This is a genomic window from Bradyrhizobium genosp. SA-4 str. CB756, assembly GCF_000473125.1.
GTDB lineage: Bacteria > Pseudomonadota > Alphaproteobacteria > Rhizobiales > Xanthobacteraceae > Bradyrhizobium > Bradyrhizobium arachidis.
Map to the genome: position 1 here is coordinate 8,542,665 of NZ_KI421499.1, position 18,216 is coordinate 8,560,880.

An 18,216-nucleotide genomic window follows, 5' to 3' on the forward strand; every position below is an offset into this window, starting at 1 on the left:
GATTTATGTTGCCGGCGACCCGAGATTTTCAGGAGACCGTCATGCAAGAGATCACCGAGGCCGCCGCCATTCCCGACAGCAGGTTGGCGCGCGCCATCACCGAGTACATCCGCGATAACGAAACGGAGCTGCTCTTCAACCATTCCAGCCGCGTCTATCATTTCGGCGCGCTGGCCGGCATCCGCCGCGGGCTCAAGTTCGACCGCGAGCTGCTCTATGCCGGCGCGATGTTTCACGACATCGGGCTGATGCCGGGCCATGGCAGCAAGCATGAACGGTTCGAAGTCGACGGCGCGCACGCCGCCCGTAACTTCCTGCGCAGCCAGGGCATCTCCGAAGCGGACGCCTACACAGTCTGGACCGCGATCGCGCTGCACACCACGCCGGGCGTGCCGCAACACATGCATCCCGTCGTCGCGCTGGTGACCGCCGGTGTCGAGATGGATGTCCTCGGCCTCACCTACAAGGACTATTCCGACGCGGAACGCGAGGCGGTGGTGAAGGCGTTTCCACGAACGCCGTACTTCAAGGAAGACATCATCCAGGCGTTCTACGACGGCATCAAGCACAGGCCGGATACGACTTTCGGCAACGTCAAGGCTGATGTCATCGCCGACAAGGAGCCGCATTTCCATCGCGGCAATTTCTGCAGCGTCATCCGCGCCTCTCACTGGCACGGATGACCAGCGTTCCCGCAACCAAGGTGCGATCTCGAAACCGACAGGCGTGAACACGTGCGATCGTGAGACTTCGCGCGCGGGCAGCCATAGCCAATAGCCCCATATCCAGGACCATCCCATGACCGATGAACCGAAACGTTTGACCCATGCGACGGGCGCGCCCGTCAGCGACAATCTGAACATCATGACCGCGGGCCGCCGCGGCCCCGCGCTTCTCCAGGACGTCTGGCTGATCGAGAAGCTGGCCCATTTCGATCGCGAGGTGATTCCGGAGCGGCGGATGCATGCCAAGGGCTCCGGCGCCTTCGGCACCTTCACGGTGACCCATGACATCACTCGCTACACCAAGGCGAAGATCTTCTCGCAAATCGGCAAGCAGACGCCGATGTTCGCAAGGTTCTCGACCGTGGCCGGCGAGCGCGGTGCGGCCGACGCCGAGCGCGACATCCGCGGCTTTGCGCTAAAATTCTACACCGAGGAAGGCAATTGGGACATGGTGGGCAACAACACCCCGGTGTTCTTCTTCCGCGATCCCCTGCGCTTCCCCGACCTCAATCACGCGATCAAGCGCGACCCGCGCACCGGCATGCGGAGCGCCGACAACAATTGGGATTTCTGGACGCTGCTGCCGGAGGCGCTGCATCAGGTTACCATCGTCATGAGCGAGCGCGGCATTCCGAAGAGCTATCGCCACATGCATGGCTTTGGCAGCCACACCTACAGCTTCATCAACGCTGCCAACGAACGGACCTGGGTCAAGTTTCACTTCCGCACCCAGCAGGGCATCGCGAACCTGACGGACGCCGAGGCCGAGACGCTGGTCGGCAAGGACCGCGAGTCGCATCAACGCGATTTGTTCGGCAGCATCGACCGCGGCGAATTCCCGCGCTGGACCCTGTTCGTCCAGGTTATGACCGACAAGGAAGCCCTGGCGTTTCCGTTCAACCCGTTCGACCTGACCAAGGTCTGGCCCAAGGCGAGCTTTCCACTGATCGAGGTCGGCTATTTCGAGTTGAACCGCAATCCGGAGAACGTCTTCGCCGAGGTCGAGCAGGTCTCGTTCTCGCCCGCCCATGTCGTGCCCGGCATCAGCTTCTCGCCTGACAAGATGCTGCAGGCGCGCCTGTTCTCTTATGGCGATGCGGCGCGCTATCGGCTCGGCGTCAACCATCACCTCATTCCGGTCAATGCCCCGAAATGTCCGTATCACAGCTACCACCGCGATGGCGCCATGCGGACGGACGGCAATCTCGGGCGGACGCCGACCTATTTCCCGAACAGCCATGGCGAATGGACCGACCAGCCCGATCTCAACGAGCCGCCGCTGGAGATCGACGGCGCGGCCGCCCATTGGGATCACCGCGTCGATGACGACCACTATCAGCAGCCCGGCGATCTGTTCCGCAAGATGAACGCGACGCAGCGGCAGGTCCTGTTCGACAACACGGCACGCGCCGTCGGCGGTGCCGCGGTCCACATCCAGGAGCGGCATATCGCGAACTGCACCAAGGCCGATCCGGCCTACGGCGCCGGTGTCCGCAAGGCGCTGGAGCGCCTCGCCACGGTCCGCTCCGAATAGCCGTATCGAGGCGATCCCGGGGAGAAACGGCGTCCGATGCCGCAGCTCTTCTCGGGATCGCCATTTTGTCATGGGCATCGTCTCCGTTTGCCAAGGACTCCGGCGCAAAAATTGCTAGAAGTCGGGTCTTCCTTCCTTTTCGGCTGACGGATGGTCAGCCGCCTCACTGCTACATCCGGAGACCAGAATGCCTTTCGACCTGATCCTGCGCGGTGGGCGGGTGATCGACCCTTCCCAAAAGCTTGACGCCGTGACGGATGTCGCATTTTCGGGCGGCAAGGTCGCCGCGATCGGCAGCGGGCTCAAGGCGGATCCTGGCACCGATGTGCGCGACGTCTCGCGGTTCATCGTCACGCCGGGACTGATCGATCTCCACACCCATGTCTATTGGGGCGGCACCTCGCTCGGCATCGATGCCGAGGAATTTTGCCGCCTCTCCGGCGTAACCACGGCGGTGGACACCGGCAGCGCCGGGCCGGGCAATTTCGCAGGCTTCCGCAAGCATGTGATCGAGCCGAGCCAGGTCCGCATCCTCGCTTATCTGCACGTCTCCCATGCCGGCATCTTCGGCTTCTCGCACCGGATCATGGTGGGCGAGAGCGAGGAGCTGCGGCTGATGAATCCGATCGAGGCGGCCAAGGTCGCCGATGCCAACCGCGATCTCATCGTCGGCATCAAGGTCCGGGTCGGCCTGCATTCCTCAGGCACGTCAGGCGCGGTGCCGCTCGACATCGCGCTGGAGGTCGCCAACGAGGTCGGCATGCCGCTGATGGCGCATATCGACCATCCGCCGCCGAGCTATGAGGACGTGCTCGCCCGCCTGCGTCCCGGCGACGTGCTGACCCACGCGTTCCGTCCGTTCCCCAATACGCCCGCGACGGCGCAGGGCACGGTGAAGAAGGCGGTGCTGGACGCGCGCGAGCGCGGCGTGCTGTTCGACATCGGTCACGGCAAGGGCTCGTTCGCGTTCAAGACCGCGCGCGCCATGCTTGCCAACGGCTTCTATCCGGACACGATCTCCTCAGACATCCATCAGCTCTGCATCGGCGGCCCCGCCTTCGACCAGGTGACGACCATGTCGAAATTCCTGTGCATGGGCATGGAGCTGTCGGACGTGGTCGCGGCCTCGACGGTGAATGCGGCGATGGCGTTGCGGCGGCCCGAGCTCGGCAGCCTCAAGCCGGGCAGCGTCGGCGACGCCACGCTAATTTCGGTCAGGCAGGGCCAGTTCGACTATGAGGACGTCGTCGGCGAGCATCTGATCGGCGACCGCAAGATCGTCTCGGAAGGCGTCGTCATCGGCGGCCGCTGGTGGCACCCGAACTGAGACAGCACTAACCCTGCTCGCGATAGAATTGCAGGAGCCGCGCGCCGGTCGGCGAGAGCCAGTCGGGCGCCCCAGCGATATAGCCTTCGACGCGACCGCCCGTTCCGACCAGATAGGTGATGGGCATGCCGACGAGCGAGAACATCGCGCGCGATGCTTCGGCCGCTGCGTCGTAGCTGTCAACATAACAAGCGAGGTTCTGCACGGCGAGGGCGCCGAGAAAGCTGCGGATCTTGCGCAGGTCTTTGGTATCGGTGCAGATCGCGACCACGTCGAGCCGGTCGGGCCGCGATCCGGCGAGGCTTGCGAGCATGGGCAGATCGAGCTTGCAGGCCGGGCACCAGGTCGCCCAGAAGTTCACCAACGTGATGCGGCCCGGCTTGGCAGCCACGGCGACGTCCTTGCCGCGCAGATCCTGGAGCTTCAGCTGCGGCATCACCGCGCGCGGCCGCACCACGGTGAATTGGCTGCGGCCGGCCTCGAACACCGGCGGCCAACTGTCCTGCGCGCCACTTGCGCGCGGGACAGCGAGAGAGGCTGCCGCGGCCATCAGGACCGACCGCCGCGACAGCGCTGGGATGCTTCTACGCATGGATATAGGCCCAGCCCTTCAGTTGCAGATCGACCACGCGTCCGATGCCGAAAGGGACGAGGCTCGCGCCCGCGATCAGCGGAATCGAGATCTGCTCCTTGGCCTCCGCGATCGCCTTGGACGATGCGCACATGCTGTAGCTGAGGTTCGGCACCGACTGCCGCAATGTTGCGAGCGGCTCGACCAGCGGCGTCTTGTCCGCGCGGAAGACGTCGATGCCCTTGCCGTTGGCGACGACCTCGATCAGCAATCGCATGCCCTTCTCGGCAAAGTGCTTTGCGAGATTGGCCGAATAGCTGATCGCGTGACCCATGACATAGGGCTCGTTGCTGTCGATCAGGATCACGACGCCGTCGGCAAGACGATCCTCCTTGGCCGCGGCAGCGCCGCCGGCCGTGAGGATCGCGGTGCCCGCGAGCAGGCCCCTGCGGGACCATCCATTGGCAGAGATCATGGCGATGGCGTCCTGCCGGTCAGAACTGACGCGGCGCGATCGGCGCCTTGCGGCTGCGTCCCCACAGCACGAACAGGCTGAGCGCGAGCAGGACGGCATTGAGCGGCGTGACCGGCGCCTCGCCGCGCGAGAGGTGGAAGACGAGCGCGATCACCTGCAGCACCGCGCAACCCAGCGCGGCCAGCACCGTCAGCCGCGGCAGGATCCGCGTCAGGGCGGGCAGGATAATGCCGATGCCGCCGGCGAGATCGACCAGCGCGATGGAGCGGACGAAGGTTTCGGAATATTGCCCGGCCCACGGCATCATCGCGGCCAGCTGCGGAATGGGCGTGGTCAGCTTGACGAACCCAGCCGAGATGAAGACGAAGGCGATGAGGACCTGGCCGGCCCAGAGGCCGATGCGAAGGGCGCGGCCGGGCGTGGCGGTCTCAAGAGTGGTGGTGGCGGACATGGTGGTTCTCCAAGATGTGAGGGTGGCCACCATTTGATAGTTTCTCCATTTTTGATCATTATGCGTTCCAGGATAGGTTCTTTTCCTAAATGTTGATGATCTGATGGATACCCTGGTCAGCATGAGGGTGTTTTGCCTGGTCGCGGAGCTCAAGAGCTTCGTGACCGCCGCGCAGCGCCTGCGCATCTCGCCAGCCATGGCGAGCAAGCATGTGATGCAGCTTGAGAAGCGGCTCGGCACGCGGCTGCTGAACCGGACCAGCCGGCGGGTCAGCCTGAGCGAAAGCGGCGCGCTCTACTTCGAGCAGGCGCGGCAGATGCTGGATTCGCTCGACGAGGTCGAGGCAGCCGTCAGCAACGCGACCGTCGTTCCGCATGGCACGCTGCGGCTGACCGCGCCGGTGTGGATGGCGAATGCGATCTTCGCAAGCGTGCTGGCGGACTACCAGGCGCGCTATCCGGAGGTGCGGCTCGACGTCGATCTCAGCGGACGGCTGGTCAATCTGGTCGAAGAAGGATTCGACCTCGCCTTGCGCGCGACCGGCGCACCGGACGAGGCGCTGATCGCGCGCCCCATCACCAACGTCCCGTTCTACATGGTGGCCGCTCCCGCCTTCCTCAAACGCGCGGGCCGCCCGGTGACCTTCGCCGATCTGTCCGGCGCCCCTGTGCTGCACTACGCGCTTTATCCGGGCGAGAGCTTCTCGTTCGCGGGGGAGCACGGTCCCGAAACCATCAAGTTCAATCCGGTGCTGCGCAGCGGCAACGAAACGCTGCTGCACATGGCCGCGCTCGAAGGCATGGGCCTCGCCTTCCTGCCGAAATGGCTGGTCGCGGAGGACATCGCCGCGGGACGCCTCGAACACGTCATGCCCGGACACATCATGTTTGTCGGAAAACTGTTCGCGGTCTATCCGAGCCGCAAATATCTCTCCGCGAAGGTGAGGACCTTCATCGACTTCGTCGCCGCCGACAAGCGGATGAAGTAGCTGCGCGGACCGGCGGTTCGGCTGCCGGTGTGATTCGTGCTCTCGCTATGGGAGCCGTTATTGTGCCGCGGATGCTCTTCTGCGTTCTTGCTCCGCCGTCAGGGCGTCAAGCTCCTTGCGGAAGAGCTTGAGCAATTGCTCGCTGACGTCCAGCAATGGACGCTGCATGGTCGTGAGATAGTCGAATGTTCGTGAATTCCAGCTGCTTCGATGACGATCCCATGTCTCGATATCCGTGTTCCGCGAAGCGATGTCGTTCTGGAACGAGACGATTGCTGACTTTCGCTCCTCCAGCAGGAACTCCAGGGTGTCCTTGTTCAGGTTCTTGAGCTGGTCCGCGGGCGGCTCGAAACGCGCGGCGAATTCCGCACTCAGGATTTCGCCGGGCTCCTTGAGATCGACCGAGACGAGTGTCCTACGCGTGTATTCGGCGCTGAAATCGTGCCGAACCAGCTCGTCATGGACGGCGTCGTCGAGCCCGGACGACGAGGCTTGCCGCAACACCTTCTCGAGCTCGAAGAAGCCCGGCACGCTGGCGCCGAGTGCAGCCAGCTCACGCTGGACCGGCGGGCTCTGCACGATCTTGAGCTTCGTGCGCACCTCCCAGTGCGCCACCCGTTCGAAATGAGAACCGTCGTCCAGATAATACATCAACGGCGTGTCGATCTGGATCGGGACGAGCGCGAGCTTGGTGACGTCGCGCAGGACGTCCGACTTCAGGAGATCGCCGGGTGCGATTCTGTTCGGCTTCTTGCCGGGCAAGAGTGGGCAGCGCGCCTCGTCATAGGCTCGCGCGACCAGCTCCGAGCAAAACAGATCTCCGCGCGCCTTCTTGCGGAGAGGAGCGATCCGCGTGCCGAGCGCTCCGGGCAGCGAGTAGCCGCGCGAGAGATATTGGTGGCCGAAATGTGCAGCCAATTGAGCATGCTGTGGCCCGTTGACCACGTCGAGGTTGAGCCTGAGGAGCTTCACATTGGCCTTCGATCGTACGCCGGTCGGGCCGAGGGCGAACCGGCAGACGCCGGCGCCGACGGCTTCGATCATCAAGCCGTGCTCGATGCAAAGTGCGGCGTGGCTGAAGGGCGCCCTGGTCCCGGCCTGAATCGCGCTGCTTTGGAATGTCGAGTGATCGAGGAGCTTCAGTGGGACCCTGGTCAGCAGGATATCGCCGGGACAAACGCGGCCTGCATCGAAGACGTAGACGGTCTCCAAGCTCTTGTTTGAAGAGCTCGCATCTGAAGATTTCTTTTCCGAAGATCTCTTTTCTGAAGATCTCTTGTGATCCGAGGGTCGCTTCTTGCCTGAACGCGATGTGGTATCAGGAGGCGACTTGCCCCGGGGTCGCTTTCCTGACGCGGGTCGCTTTCGCATGACACGGACACTCCGGGCCTCGCCAGCTCTCTGTGAAGATTATCACTCCCGTTCCACGCCAACAACCATAGAATGATGATATTACGGACTACAGCGAACGCGCGATCAACAGCTTCATGATCTCGTTGGTGCCGCCATAGATCTTCTGGATGCGGGAATCGATGAAGATGCGCGAGATCGGGTATTCCTGCATGTAGCCGTAGCCGCCGAACAGCTGGAGGCATTCGTCGGCGGTCTGGACCTGCTTGTCCGAGCACCAGTATTTCGCCATCGATGCCGTCACGGTGTCGAGATCCCCGGCGATCAGCTGCTCGATGCACCAGTCGACGAAGACGCGCGCGATCATGGCTTCGGTCTTGCGCTCGGCGAGGGTGAAGGCGGTGTTCTGGAAGTCCATCAACGGCTTGCCGAACGCCTTTCTTTCCTTGGTGTATTCGGTGGTGAGCTTGACCGCCCGCTCCATCGAGGCGACGGCGCCGACCGCCAGCGCAAGGCGCTCCTGTGGGAGCTGCTGCATCAGCTGCACGAAGCCCTGGCCTTCCTCCTTGCCCAGCAGGTTTTCCGGCGGCACCGTGACGTTGTCGAAGAACAGCTCCGATGTGTCGGAGGCGTGCAGGCCGATCTTGTCCAGGTTGCGCCCGCGCTTGTAACCGTCCGCACCTTCAGTCTCGACCACGAGCAGCGAGATGCCTTTCGCCCCGGCCTCGCCGGTTCGCGCGACGACAATGACGAGATCGGCGGCCTGGCCGTTGGTGATGAAAGTCTTCTGGCCGTTGATGACGTAGGAATTGCCCTGCTTCTTCGCCGTGGTCTTGACGCTTTGCAGGTCCGAGCCGGTGCCGGGCTCGGTCATGGCGATGGCGCCGACCATCTCGCCCGAGGCCATCTTCGGCAGCCAGCGCTTCTTCTGCTCCTCCGAGCCGTAATTGAGGATGTAGTGCGCGACGATGGCGCTGTGCACGGAGACGCCGGTGGTCAGCTCCGGCACCGTGCTTTCGAGATCGTCCAGCACGGCGGCGTCATAGGCGAAGGTCGCGCCCAGCCCGCCATATGCCTCCGGCACGCTCGCCAGCAGCGCGCCCATCTCGCCAAGACCGCGCCAGGCGAAGCGATCGACCATCTTCTGCTCGCGCCATTTTTCCGCGTGCGGCGCCAGGTCCTTGGCGAGATATTTCCGGAACTGGTCGCGGAAGACGTCGAGCTCTTCGGTCATCCAGGAGGAGCGGTAGGACATGATTACCTCGATTGATGCGGCTTTCCGGCTTGGTAGGCTAGTCGGCCGCGGCAATTATTGTGTTTTCAGGCTGCGCCGGTGGCGCTACCAAGGCGGCCGTAACAGCATCTGTCGGGATGATTGATTGTGGCTGTCAAAACGCAAGAGCTCAAGCTCGACATCGAGCGCATCGGCAGGGTCTCGGCGATCCTGACGCAGCCGGACAACGCGCGCGCCTGCTACGTCCTGGGGCATGGCGCCGGCGCCGACATGCGGCACGCTTTCATGGAGAAGGCCGCAGCGGGCTTGGCGGATCGCGGCATCGCGACGTTCCGATTCAATTTTCTCTACATGGAAAAGAAACACGGGCGTCCCGACCAGCCGGCGGTCGCGCATGCCGCGATCCGCGCGGCGGTCGCGGAAGCGGCGCGGCTCTGTCCCGGATTGAAGCTCATCGCGGGTGGAAAGTCGTTCGGTGGGCGCATGACCTCGCAGGCGCAATCCAAGGCTCCGCTGCCGGGCGTAAAGGGGCTAGCCTTCCTCGGCTTTCCCCTTCATGCCGACAAGAAGCCGTCATCCGAGCGCGCCGACCACCTTGCTCAGGTCGCGATCCCCATGCTGTTCCTGCAAGGCACGCGCGATGGGCTGGCCGATCTCGGCCATCTCAAGCCGGTCATCGCAGCGCTCGGGGCGAAGGCGACGCTACATGAGATCGAAGGTGGTGATCACTCCTTCGCGGTGCTGAAGAAGTCCGGCCGCACCAACGACGAAGCGCTTGCCGAAGTGCTCGACACGCTCGCCGCTTGGATCGCGATCTCGGCTAAAGCTCAGGCGGAATAGAGCCCCTTGTCGCGCGCCTTCTGGATCGCGAGCGCGGCGACCAGGTCTAGCGTCGGCGTCGACAGGCCGGCGGTACGGGCGAAGGCGGCGGGGGCCTTCACCAGCACGTCGATCTCCATGGCGCGGCCGAGCTCGTAATCCTGCAGCAGCGACGGCTTGTGGTTGGGGGCGGGGCCGCTGCGGGTCACGCGCTTGACCTCGGGGATGAAGTGCTGGGCGATGTCGTTGGCCTCGTTCAGCATGCGCGGGATGACGTCGGCGAAGGCCGGGTCGTCGCGCACGCCGCGCGCGGTCTGGCCGGTGAGCAGGCACAGCACCGAGAGCGACATGTTGGTCAGCAGCTTTGACCAGATCGCCTCGCGGATCTCGGCCACCGGCGGCGATTCGAGCCGCGCATCGTTGAACACGCTCCGCAGCTTCGTGATGCGCTCGCAATTGCGGTCGTCGCATTCGCCGATCAGGAGGCGATTGCGGTCCGGCGTCAGGTTCTGCACGACGCCGGGCGCGGTTACCTCGTTGGACGAGAAGATGACCCCGCCGATAATCCGCTCCTTTGGGATGCAGGCGCGCAGACGTCCGCCGGGGTCGAGAAAGGAAATGTCCGGCGGGGTCGGATGCCGCGGCGGCAGGCCGATGCCATACCACCAGGGAATGCCGTTCTGCGCGAACACGATGGCGGTACCGTCCTGGAGCAGCGGCTTGATGCTGGACACCAGTCCCGTCAGCGCGGTGGCCTTCAGCGTCGAGATCACGACGTCCTGTGGGCCGAGCTGGGCCGGATCGCCCGAGGCGTTCACCTTCGCACTGACCTCGGAATCGCCGACGCGCAGCTTCAGGCCGTTGGCGCGGACCGCCTCCAGATGCGCCCCTCGCATCACGCAACTGACCTCATGGCCGGCGCGCGCCAGCCTGACCGCGATATGGCTGCCGACGGCGCCCGCGCCGAAAATGCAGATGCGCATGTAATGTCCCGTCCCTGATCGCTTTGCCTGGTCCCTGGATGCCGTCCGGCGGCAGCATGACACAAGCCGCCATGCGATGGGCGCGGCCGCCCCACGCTGGAAAGATATGGATCGGGATGCGTTGCCTCGGCCATAGTGCGCGCCCAACGAACGACCGGAGGATCGCCAATGACTGCCAACCCCGTCCTTTGGACCCTCGATGAGCGTGGGGTCGCGACCGTCACGTTGAACCGGCCGGAGGTCAACAACGCCTATGACGGCGCGCTGATCGCAGGCGTGCTTGCGGCCATGGACGATCTCGGTCAGAAGCCGAACCTGCGTGTCGTCGTGCTCAAGGGCAACGGCAAGCATTTCCAGGCCGGCGCCGACCTCAAATGGATCAACGGCGTGCGGCCGCAGTCGGCCGAGGCCAACCAGGCGGCCTCACGCGCGACGTTCGAGGCCGTGCAGCGCCTCAACACGTTGCCGATCCCGACCATCGCCTTGGTGCAGGGCGGCTGCTTTGGCGGCGGTACCGGCGTGATCGCGGCTTGCGACGTCGTGATTGCCGCGGACAACGCCCTGTTCTCGATCACGGAGGTGCGCTGGGGCCTGACCGCCGCGATCATCATCCCGCAGCTCTGCGATGCCATCGGTGTGCGGCAGGTCCGCCGCTACGCGCTGACCGGCGAGCGTTTCGGCGCCGAGGACGCTCGCCGCATCGGCCTCGCTCACGAGGTGGTGCCGCTCGCCGAGCTCGAAGCGGCAGGTCGCAAGGTGGTCGAACAGCTGCTCGCCAATGGACCGGAGGCGATGGCCGAGACCAAGCGCCTTGCACTCGAAAGCTCGTTCGGCGGCATGGCGGTGGACGATGCCGCCTACAAGCGGCTCGTGCACCTGCATTCGGTCAAGCGCCAGAGCCCGGAGGCGGCGGAAGGGCTGGCCTCGTTTGCGGAGAAGCGGGCGGCGAACTGGGGCGGCGGCAAAAGCTGAACGTCAGCAGCCGCGGCAGATGTTGTTGATGCTGCGATAGACGGCATCGTCGTCCTGCCGCATCTGGCGCAGCGTTTCGAACGTCTTGCTCTCGTCAGTCGGCGCGGCGGGCTTGCGCTTCGCCGCAAGCTCTTCCTCCTGGCGCTTGTAGCAGGCCTCGCGATCGGGCTTGGCCTGGATGAAGCGGCAGTTCTGCCCCAGCGCTGCGGCGGGCGTGGCGGAGATCGCGAGAGCGACGAGGGCGGGCAGAGCGAATTTCAAAAGCGTCGAATCCATTCGTTGAACCAGGTTGCTCTCGTCGTCCGGCTTGACCGGGCCACCCAGTACGCCGCGGCGCTCATGGCGCGGCTCTTCTCTCAGGTTCATTGTCCGAGAGCAACCGCCATCTTGTGCCGGTAACACGATGCGGCTCACAGCGACGGCGCCAGTGACGTTTTCAGCAGCGTCAGTAGCGCCTGCACCGCGGCCGCGTTGCGTCGGCGCTCCGGAATCGCCGCCTTGACCCACAATTCCGGAATCGGAAAGTCGCGCAACACCGGCTTGAGCGTGCCGTCGCGCAAGGCATCCGCGACGAGATAATGCGACATCAGCGCGATGCCGTTGCCGGCGATGGCGCTGCGCGCCAGCACATGTCCCTCGTTGGAGGAGAGCCGCGGGCTGACCTGGATGCTGATGCGCCCTCGCGGTCCGTCGAAGATCCATTCAGGACCCGTCGGCATGAAGCTAAGGCAGCGATGCTCGACGAGGTCGCGCGGATGCTTTGGCGTGCCGTGCTTCTTCAAATAGGAAGGCGAAGCGCAGAGTAGTCGCTTCAGCGGGCACAAGGGCTCGTCGACTACGCCGCCGAAGGAATGCGGAAAAGCTCCGATGGCGATGTCGAATCCTTCAGTGACGGGATCGACCGGGCGATCGATCAGCACGATCTCGAGCTTCAGCCGCGGGTTCTGGGTCTGGAATGCACTGAAGGCATCCGCGAGCCGCGCCACCGTCAGCGAGGTCGGCGCCTTGATGCGGAGGTGATCCACGAGATCGTGGCCTTTTTCGCCCATGCGCGAGAGCAGGTCAGTGGCGTCAGTCACGACGCCGCGGGCGCGATGGACGTAGCGCTGGCCCGCTTCGGTCAGCCGCAATTGCCGGGTCGAGCGATGAAACAGCGGCGTGCCGATCCGCGCCTCCAGCTGCGTGACGCGTTTTGCGACGACCGAGGTCGAGACATTGAGTTTTCGCGCGGCAGCGGAGAAGCCGGCGGCATCGGCGGTGGCGAGGAAGGCCTGAAGGTTCACCAGGATGTCCATTTTGACCTTTCTCGATTCGCGAAAGCTGATCGCGTATTTTGGTGGATTGTAGCCTGCTGCGCGTTAATTCATAGTCGTCTGCAAGCAAGGGATTTTGGGAGCGGACGCGCCATGCGGGCCATGATCGAAGAACCGGCACGGAAAGTGCCGCTCTATGGCGAATATGAAGTCGTTGTCCTCGGCGGCGGCCCGGCCGGCATCGTCGCTGCGGCCTCCGCGGCGCGCGCGGGCCGGACGACGCTGCTGATCGAGCGCTACGGTTTTCTCGGCGGCATGGGCACCGCCGCCGGCGTCACCAATTTCTGCGGCCTGCACGGCAATGTCTACGGCAAGGCCCACCGGCTGGTGCAGGGCATGGCGTCCGAGCTCCTGGCGCGGATCGATCTGCTCAACGGCCTCAACACCCCGCACCTGATCCTCGGCAAGGTGTTTGCGCAGGCCTACGACACCGCGGCCTACAAGATCGCGGCCGATCAGCTGCTCGCCAGCCACAAGGTCAACATCCTCTTCCACGCGCTCGGCGCCGGCGTGGTGATGGGCGACGATCGCCGCATCGACGCGCTGATGGTCGAGACCAAGGCCGGCCGGCAGGCGGTGCGCGCGGAGATCTTCATCGACTGCTCCGGTGACGGCGATCTCGCGGTCTGGGCCGGCGCGCCGTTCGAGATCGGCGACGAGCACGGCCATCCGCTCTATCCCTCGATGATGCTCCGCCTCAACGGCATCGATCCCGACAAGGCGGGCGAAGCCTGGCGCACCATCCCGCAATTGATGGAGAAAGCGCTCGCCGCTGGCACCCACACATTCCCGCGCAAGAGCGCGATCGTCCGGCCGCAAAAATCCGGCATCGAATGGCGGGTCAACTTTACGCAAGTCGCGCGTGAGGACGGCCACGCCATCAACGGCGTCGAGCCCGACGATCTCACCCGTGGCGAGATCGAAGGCCGCAAGCAGGCGCTCGCCGCGTACGAGTTCCTGCGTAGCGCCGTGCCGGGCTTTGAAAAATCCTACATCGTCGATTTGCCGCCGCAGCTCGGCATCCGGGAGACGCGTCGCATCAAAGGCGGCTACCAGCTCGGCGGCGAGGACGTGCTCAGCTGCGCCTCGTTCGAGGATTCCATCGGCGTCAACGGCTGGCCGATCGAGGCCCACGTTCCCGGCGATGTCGTCTTCACCTTCCCGCCCATCCCGGAATCGCGCGGTTACAATGAGCTGCCGTACCGCATGCTGGTGCCCGAAGGCGTCGACAATCTCCTGGTCGCCGGCCGCTGTGCCTCGATGACCCATGAGGGCCAATCGGCGGCGCGGGTTTCCGGTGCCTGTTTCGTGATGGGCGAGGCCGCCGGTTCCGCCGCCGCGCTGGCGCTTTCCGGAAACCGGATCCCCCGCGAAATCCCCATTGAAAAATTGCAGGAAACGTTGAAACAACAGGGCGCCTTCATCGGGCGGGACCAGGCGGTGCCCGAGGGCCTGTAACGGACTGCAAGACAAGCACGAGAGGAAACGGGATGATCGGAATTGCAAGGCTCGCAGCTGCTGGCCTGTTGGCGATCATGGCGATGGGCACGGCCCGGGCCGAGGACGCGCTGAAGGCCAAGGTCGGCGTGCTCCGCCTGTCGTCCTCCGCGCCCGTCTTCATCGCGCAGGACAAGGGCTATTTCCGCGAGGCCGGCCTCGACGTCGAGCTGAAATTCTTCGACGCAGCGCAGCCGATCGCGGTCGCCACCACCTCGGGCGACGTCGATTTCGGCGTCACCGCCTTCACCGCGGGGCTCTACAATCTCGCCGGCAAGGGCACGCTGAAGGTGATCGGCGGCATGAGCCGCGAGAAGGCCGGCTATCCCCTGATCGGCTATTTCGCCAGCAACAATGCCTATGCGGCCGGCCTGAAGACGCCGAAGGACCTCGCCGGCAAGCGCATCGCGGTGACGCAGGTCGGCTCGTCGTTTCATTATTCGCTCGGCCTGCTCGCCGACAAATACGGCTTCAAGCTTGCCGACGTGAAGATCGTGCCGCTGCAATCGCTGTCGAACGCCGCTGCCGCGCTCAAGGGTGAGACCGTCGACGCGGCGCTGCTGCCGATCTCCACCGCGCGAAAACTGATGGATGAGGGCGGCGCTAAATTCCTGGGCTGGGTCGGCGACGAGACACCCTGGCAGCTGGGCGCGGTGTTCGCTTCGCCGAAGACGCTGACCAACAAGGCGCTGGTGACGAAATTCCTCGGCGTGCTCGCGAAAGCCGATCGCGAATATCACGACGTCATCCTCGCCTCCATGAAGGACGGTGTCGCCCCGATCAACGACAAGACCAAGCCGCTGTTGGAGATCATCGCCAAATACACCAACCTGCCGGTCGAGCAGGTGGTCGGCAACTGCGCCTATATCGATCCCGACGGCAAGCTCGACGTGAAGAACGTCGACAACCAGATCAAATGGCTCCAGGAGCAGGGATTCGCTGACAAGGGCTTTGACGCGAACGCGATCATCGCCAAGGATTATGTGAAGGCGGATTGATGTATCCGTCATTCCGGGGCTCGCGAAGCGAGAACCCGGAATCTCGAGGTTCCGGGTCTGGTCCTTCGGACCATCCCGGAACGACAGAGCAAGGGATCGACGAGATAGAATGGACCTGATCGCCAACCACATCTCCCACCGCTTCGGCGATCTCGCCGTGCTCGACGACATCTCGTTCACCCTCAGTGCCGGCGAGGTGGTAGCGATCGTCGGCCCTTCCGGCTGCGGCAAGAGTACACTGCTGTCAATCCTCGGTGGCCTGTTGCAGCCGACCTCCGGCACACCCGAGCTGCGCGGCGCGCCGCCGGCGGACAGTCTCAATCCGCTCACCTTCGTGTTTCAGGATTTCGCGCTGCTGCCTTGGGCGACGGTCGAGGAGAACGTCGAATTTCCGCTGCTGCACACCCAGCTCTCGGCCGCGCAGCGCCGCGCTTTGGTTGACGACGCCTTGCGCCGCACGGGCCTGACCGATTTCCGCACGACCTATCCGAAACAGCTTTCCGGCGGCATGCGCCAGCGCGTCGGCATTTCGCGCGCGCTGGCGGTGAAGCCCGCGATCCTGCTGATGGACGAGCCGCTCTCGGCGCTGGATTCGCAGACCCGCGAATTGCTGATGGAAGACTTTGTTCGCCTGCTCGCCGACGGTGGCATGGGCGCGGTCTATGTCACGCACAATCTCGAAGAAGCGGCGCGCCTCGCTGACCGCATCGTGGTGCTGTCGCGCCGGCCCGGCCGCATTCGCGAGGTCGTCACCGTGCCGATGACGCGGGCCGCGCGCGGCGAGGCGGCGGCGCGTGAGAAATTGCTCGCGCTCCAGAACCAGATCTGGTCGCTGATCCGCAACGAGGCGATCGATGCCGAGCGCGAGGTCCAGCATGCTTGACCGCGCGGCGCACACATCAACGAAAGACGAGACGACCCGGCGCGTCCGCTTCCGCGGCGCCGGCTTCGTGCCCGCCTCGAGCCGCTTCGGCGGCTGGATCGCGCTCGCCCTCGTCATCGCGATCTGGCAGGTCGCCGGCAGCACAGGCCTCGTCAATCCGCTGTTCCTGCCGGCGCCATCGGCGATCGCGCGCGCGATCTATGAGCTCGCGATGTCGGGTGCGCTCTGGCAGCATCTCTCGGCCTCGCTGCTCCGCATCGGCGTCGGCTGGCTGCTGGGCACGGCCGCCGGTGTCGCCGTCGGCTTCGCCATCGGCCTGTCCAGGCTCGCGCGCAGCGTCGGCATCACCTTCATCTCGGCGCTGTTCCCGATCCCGAAGATCGCGCTGCTGCCGCTCTTGATCCTCTGGCTCGGCATCGGCGAAGAGCCGAAGATCGCGACCATTGCGCTCGGTGTTTTCTTCTCGACCGCGATCTCGGTCTATAGCGGCGTCGATGCGGTGCCGCGCAACCTCATCCGCATGGCGCAAAGTTTCAACGTTCCCTTCGCCACCATCGTGCGCAAGGTGATCTGGCCGGGCGCGCTGCCCGCGATCCTCGCCGGGTTCCGCATCACCGCGTCCGTAGCGCTATTGCTCGTCGTCAGCGCCGAGATGATCGGCGCGCAATACGGCATCGGCGCCTTCGTGCTGCAGGCCGGCAATCTGATGCAGACCGATCAGCTGCTCGCGGGCGTGGTGATCCTGTCGGTGTTTGGGCTTGTCGTGGGGAAGGTGATCGGCTGGCTGGAAACGCGGCTGCTGCACTGGCGGTAGCCAAATCCACCGCAACCCGTAGCTGCCGTAGGGTGGGCAAAGCGAAGCGTGCCCACCATTCCTTCATGAGTCGCGAAGACGTGGGCACGGCGCTCCGCGCCTTTGCCCACCCTACGAGACCTGTGGCTAATCCACCCTACGAGACCCTCACGCGTTCCCGCGGTCCTCACGGAACAGATCCAGCTTCTGCTGCACTGGCCGGTCCGAGAAGCTGAACAGCACCGCATCGTCATCTGCCTCGTGCGTCACCCACTGCCAGCTCGGCACCACGAGCAGATCGCGCGGGCCCCATTCGAACACGGCATCGCCGATCCGGCTGCGGCCGCGTCCCTCGATCGGGCAGAACACCGTTGCGTCGGTCGACCGATAGCGCGCGGTCTTAAAACCCTTCGGCAGCAGCTGGATGAAGGTGCCGATGGTCGGCATCGCGAAATCGCCGGTCTCGGGGTTGCTGAACTTCAGCTTAAGCCCGTGGCAGGCGTCCCACTCCTGACTCGCGCGAGCTTTTTCCAGCGCCTCGCGGGTGTAGGCATAGGGATAGCTGAAGATCGGTGACGTCTTCGAGCTCAGCTTCACATCGACCGGCAAGAGGTTGTGGCCGTAGCGCGCAAAACTGTCGCCGGCAGGTTTTGTGATCTTCTGCTGGTCCTCTTTCGACCCCTCCGCAAACGAGCAGTCGAAGAACTGCACGAGGGGAATGTCGAGCCCGTCGAGCCAGAACATCGGCTCATCAGTTTCATTGGAATGATCGTGCCACGTCATCGACGGCGTGATGATGAAGTCGCCGGCCTCCATCGCGGTGCGCTCGCCGTCAACCGCGGTGTGGGCGCCCTTGCCCTCGAGCACGAAGCGCAGCGCCGACTGGCTGTGGCGGTGCGCGGGCGCGACATCGCCTGGCACCACCATCTGCACGCCGGCATAAAGCGAGGTCGTGATTTTCGACTGTCCGCGCAGGCCCGGGTTCTCCAGCACCAGCACGCGCCGCTCGGCCTCCTTGGCGGTGATCAGCTTGCCGGCTTCCGTCATGTAGTCGCGGATGACGTCGAACTTCCAGAGGTGGGGCCGGCACGCGCTCTTCGGCTCCGGCGTGATCAAATCGCTCATCACCGTCCACAGCGCGGTGAGGTTCTCGCCGTCGATCTTCTTGTAAAACGCCTCGCGTTCGGGCGTCTTGGTCACGGCTTCCATGGTGCGCTCCCGTTTGTTTTGTTGATTGACAGTATACTGACGATCTAGGTAGCGTCAACGCACAGGGAAACGTCATTCCGGGGCGGCCCGAAGA

19 protein-coding genes are annotated in these 18,216 nt (G+C 64.5%); 10 read left to right on the forward strand and 9 right to left on the reverse strand.

All coding sequences use genetic code 11. From position 1 onward, the window contains the following. Positions 1-41 precede the first annotated feature (41 nt). The 3 genes from BRAGE_RS0141230 to BRAGE_RS0141240 all read left to right on the forward strand — a co-directional run bounded on the left by BRAGE_RS0141230 (position 42) and on the right by BRAGE_RS0141240 (position 3,586). On the forward strand, positions 42-683 hold the full coding sequence (locus tag BRAGE_RS0141230) for an HD domain-containing protein (RefSeq protein ID WP_027564180.1): 642 nt from the start codon (positions 42-44) through the stop codon (positions 681-683). A 115-nt stretch (positions 684-798) separates the two neighbouring features. After that, positions 799-2,259, forward strand: a complete 1,461-nt coding sequence (locus BRAGE_RS0141235; protein WP_027564181.1) for a catalase — start codon at positions 799-801, stop codon at positions 2,257-2,259. Positions 2,260-2,446: 187 nt separating this feature from the next. Beyond that, positions 2,447-3,586 carry an amidohydrolase/deacetylase family metallohydrolase gene (locus tag BRAGE_RS0141240; protein WP_027564182.1) on the forward strand — a complete coding sequence of 380 codons (1,140 nt, stop codon included), beginning with the start codon at positions 2,447-2,449 and terminating at the stop codon, positions 3,584-3,586. Positions 3,587-3,593: 7 nt separating this feature from the next. Here the strand turns inward: BRAGE_RS0141240 and BRAGE_RS0141245 are convergent, their stop codons facing one another. From BRAGE_RS0141245 to BRAGE_RS0141255, 3 genes are read right to left on the reverse strand one after another with little or no spacing between them, the layout of a single operon-like run. Then, positions 3,594-4,178: a TlpA family protein disulfide reductase gene (locus tag BRAGE_RS0141245; RefSeq protein ID WP_027564183.1), complete on the reverse strand. Its 585-nt coding sequence runs from the start codon at positions 4,176-4,178 to the stop codon at positions 3,594-3,596. Continuing rightward, the gene (locus BRAGE_RS0141250) at positions 4,171-4,632 is read right to left on the reverse strand and encodes a DsrE family protein (protein ID WP_027564184.1); all 462 of its coding nucleotides are present in this window, start codon (positions 4,630-4,632) and stop codon (positions 4,171-4,173) included. Before BRAGE_RS0141250 ends, BRAGE_RS0141245 begins: the two co-directional genes overlap by 8 nt. Positions 4,633-4,651: 19 nt before the next feature. Continuing rightward, positions 4,652-5,083, reverse strand: a complete 432-nt coding sequence (locus BRAGE_RS0141255) for a DoxX family protein (RefSeq protein WP_027564185.1) — start codon at positions 5,081-5,083, stop codon at positions 4,652-4,654. 103 nt (positions 5,084-5,186) lie between these two features. Here BRAGE_RS0141255 and BRAGE_RS0141260 point away from each other — a divergent pair, with 103 nt between their 5' ends. Continuing rightward, positions 5,187-6,071: a LysR family transcriptional regulator gene (locus BRAGE_RS0141260; protein WP_027564186.1), complete on the forward strand. Its 885-nt coding sequence runs from the start codon at positions 5,187-5,189 to the stop codon at positions 6,069-6,071. Between the two features lie 57 nt (positions 6,072-6,128). Here the strand turns inward: BRAGE_RS0141260 and BRAGE_RS0141265 are convergent, their stop codons facing one another. Next, positions 6,129-7,115: a hypothetical protein gene (locus BRAGE_RS0141265; protein ID WP_141263354.1), complete on the reverse strand. Its 987-nt coding sequence runs from the start codon at positions 7,113-7,115 to the stop codon at positions 6,129-6,131. Positions 7,116-7,530: 415 nt separating this feature from the next. Then, positions 7,531-8,676 (reverse strand): acyl-CoA dehydrogenase family protein, encoded by a 1,146-nt coding sequence (locus BRAGE_RS0141270; RefSeq protein WP_027564188.1) that lies wholly within the window; start codon positions 8,674-8,676, stop codon positions 7,531-7,533. Positions 8,677-8,802: 126 nt separating this feature from the next. On the opposite strand from BRAGE_RS0141270, the gene BRAGE_RS0141275 reads away from it, so the two are divergent. Further along, complete coding sequence (locus BRAGE_RS0141275) at positions 8,803-9,495, forward strand: alpha/beta hydrolase family protein (protein WP_027564189.1); 693 nt, start codon at positions 8,803-8,805, stop codon at positions 9,493-9,495. Here BRAGE_RS0141275 and BRAGE_RS0141280 read toward each other — a convergent pair. Beyond that, complete coding sequence (locus BRAGE_RS0141280; RefSeq protein ID WP_027564190.1) at positions 9,483-10,457, reverse strand: ketopantoate reductase family protein; 975 nt, start codon at positions 10,455-10,457, stop codon at positions 9,483-9,485. The genes BRAGE_RS0141275 and BRAGE_RS0141280 overlap by 13 nt on opposite strands. 168 nt (positions 10,458-10,625) lie before the next feature. Here BRAGE_RS0141280 and BRAGE_RS0141285 point away from each other — a divergent pair, with 168 nt between their 5' ends. After that, entirely contained in the window at positions 10,626-11,429 is an 804-nt protein-coding gene (locus tag BRAGE_RS0141285) for an enoyl-CoA hydratase-related protein (RefSeq protein WP_027564191.1), read from the forward strand. Between the two features lie 3 nt (positions 11,430-11,432). Here the strand turns inward: BRAGE_RS0141285 and BRAGE_RS0141290 are convergent, their stop codons facing one another. Both BRAGE_RS0141290 and BRAGE_RS0141295 read right to left on the reverse strand, forming a co-directional pair. Next, positions 11,433-11,843 carry a hypothetical protein gene (locus tag BRAGE_RS0141290; protein WP_231164167.1) on the reverse strand — a complete coding sequence of 137 codons (411 nt, stop codon included), beginning with the start codon at positions 11,841-11,843 and terminating at the stop codon, positions 11,433-11,435. Further along, a complete protein-coding gene (locus tag BRAGE_RS0141295) occupies positions 11,840-12,724 on the reverse strand; it encodes a LysR family transcriptional regulator (protein ID WP_027564193.1) in 885 nt (294 codons plus the stop codon). The genes BRAGE_RS0141290 and BRAGE_RS0141295 overlap by 4 nt, the downstream gene beginning before the upstream one ends. Before the next feature lie 111 nt (positions 12,725-12,835). Here BRAGE_RS0141295 and BRAGE_RS0141300 point away from each other — a divergent pair, with 111 nt between their 5' ends. The 4 genes from BRAGE_RS0141300 (at position 12,836) to BRAGE_RS0141315 (ending at position 16,934) form a co-directional block, all read left to right on the forward strand. Next, the gene (locus BRAGE_RS0141300) at positions 12,836-14,200 is read left to right on the forward strand and encodes an FAD-dependent oxidoreductase (protein ID WP_027564194.1); all 1,365 of its coding nucleotides are present in this window, start codon (positions 12,836-12,838) and stop codon (positions 14,198-14,200) included. Positions 14,201-14,232: 32 nt separating this feature from the next. Continuing rightward, a complete protein-coding gene (locus BRAGE_RS0141305) occupies positions 14,233-15,237 on the forward strand; it encodes an ABC transporter substrate-binding protein (protein ID WP_027564195.1) in 1,005 nt (334 codons plus the stop codon). Positions 15,238-15,346: 109 nt separating this feature from the next. Next, the gene (locus tag BRAGE_RS0141310; RefSeq protein WP_027564196.1) at positions 15,347-16,120 is read left to right on the forward strand and encodes an ABC transporter ATP-binding protein; all 774 of its coding nucleotides are present in this window, start codon (positions 15,347-15,349) and stop codon (positions 16,118-16,120) included. After that, on the forward strand, positions 16,113-16,934 hold the full coding sequence (locus BRAGE_RS0141315; protein WP_027564197.1) for an ABC transporter permease: 822 nt from the start codon (positions 16,113-16,115) through the stop codon (positions 16,932-16,934). The genes BRAGE_RS0141310 and BRAGE_RS0141315 overlap by 8 nt, the downstream gene beginning before the upstream one ends. A 147-nt stretch (positions 16,935-17,081) precedes the next feature. On the opposite strand, the gene gtdA is transcribed toward BRAGE_RS0141315, so the two are convergent. Next, positions 17,082-18,122, reverse strand: a complete 1,041-nt coding sequence (gtdA, locus tag BRAGE_RS0141320; RefSeq protein ID WP_027564198.1) for a gentisate 1,2-dioxygenase — start codon at positions 18,120-18,122, stop codon at positions 17,082-17,084. Positions 18,123-18,216 lie beyond the last annotated feature (94 nt).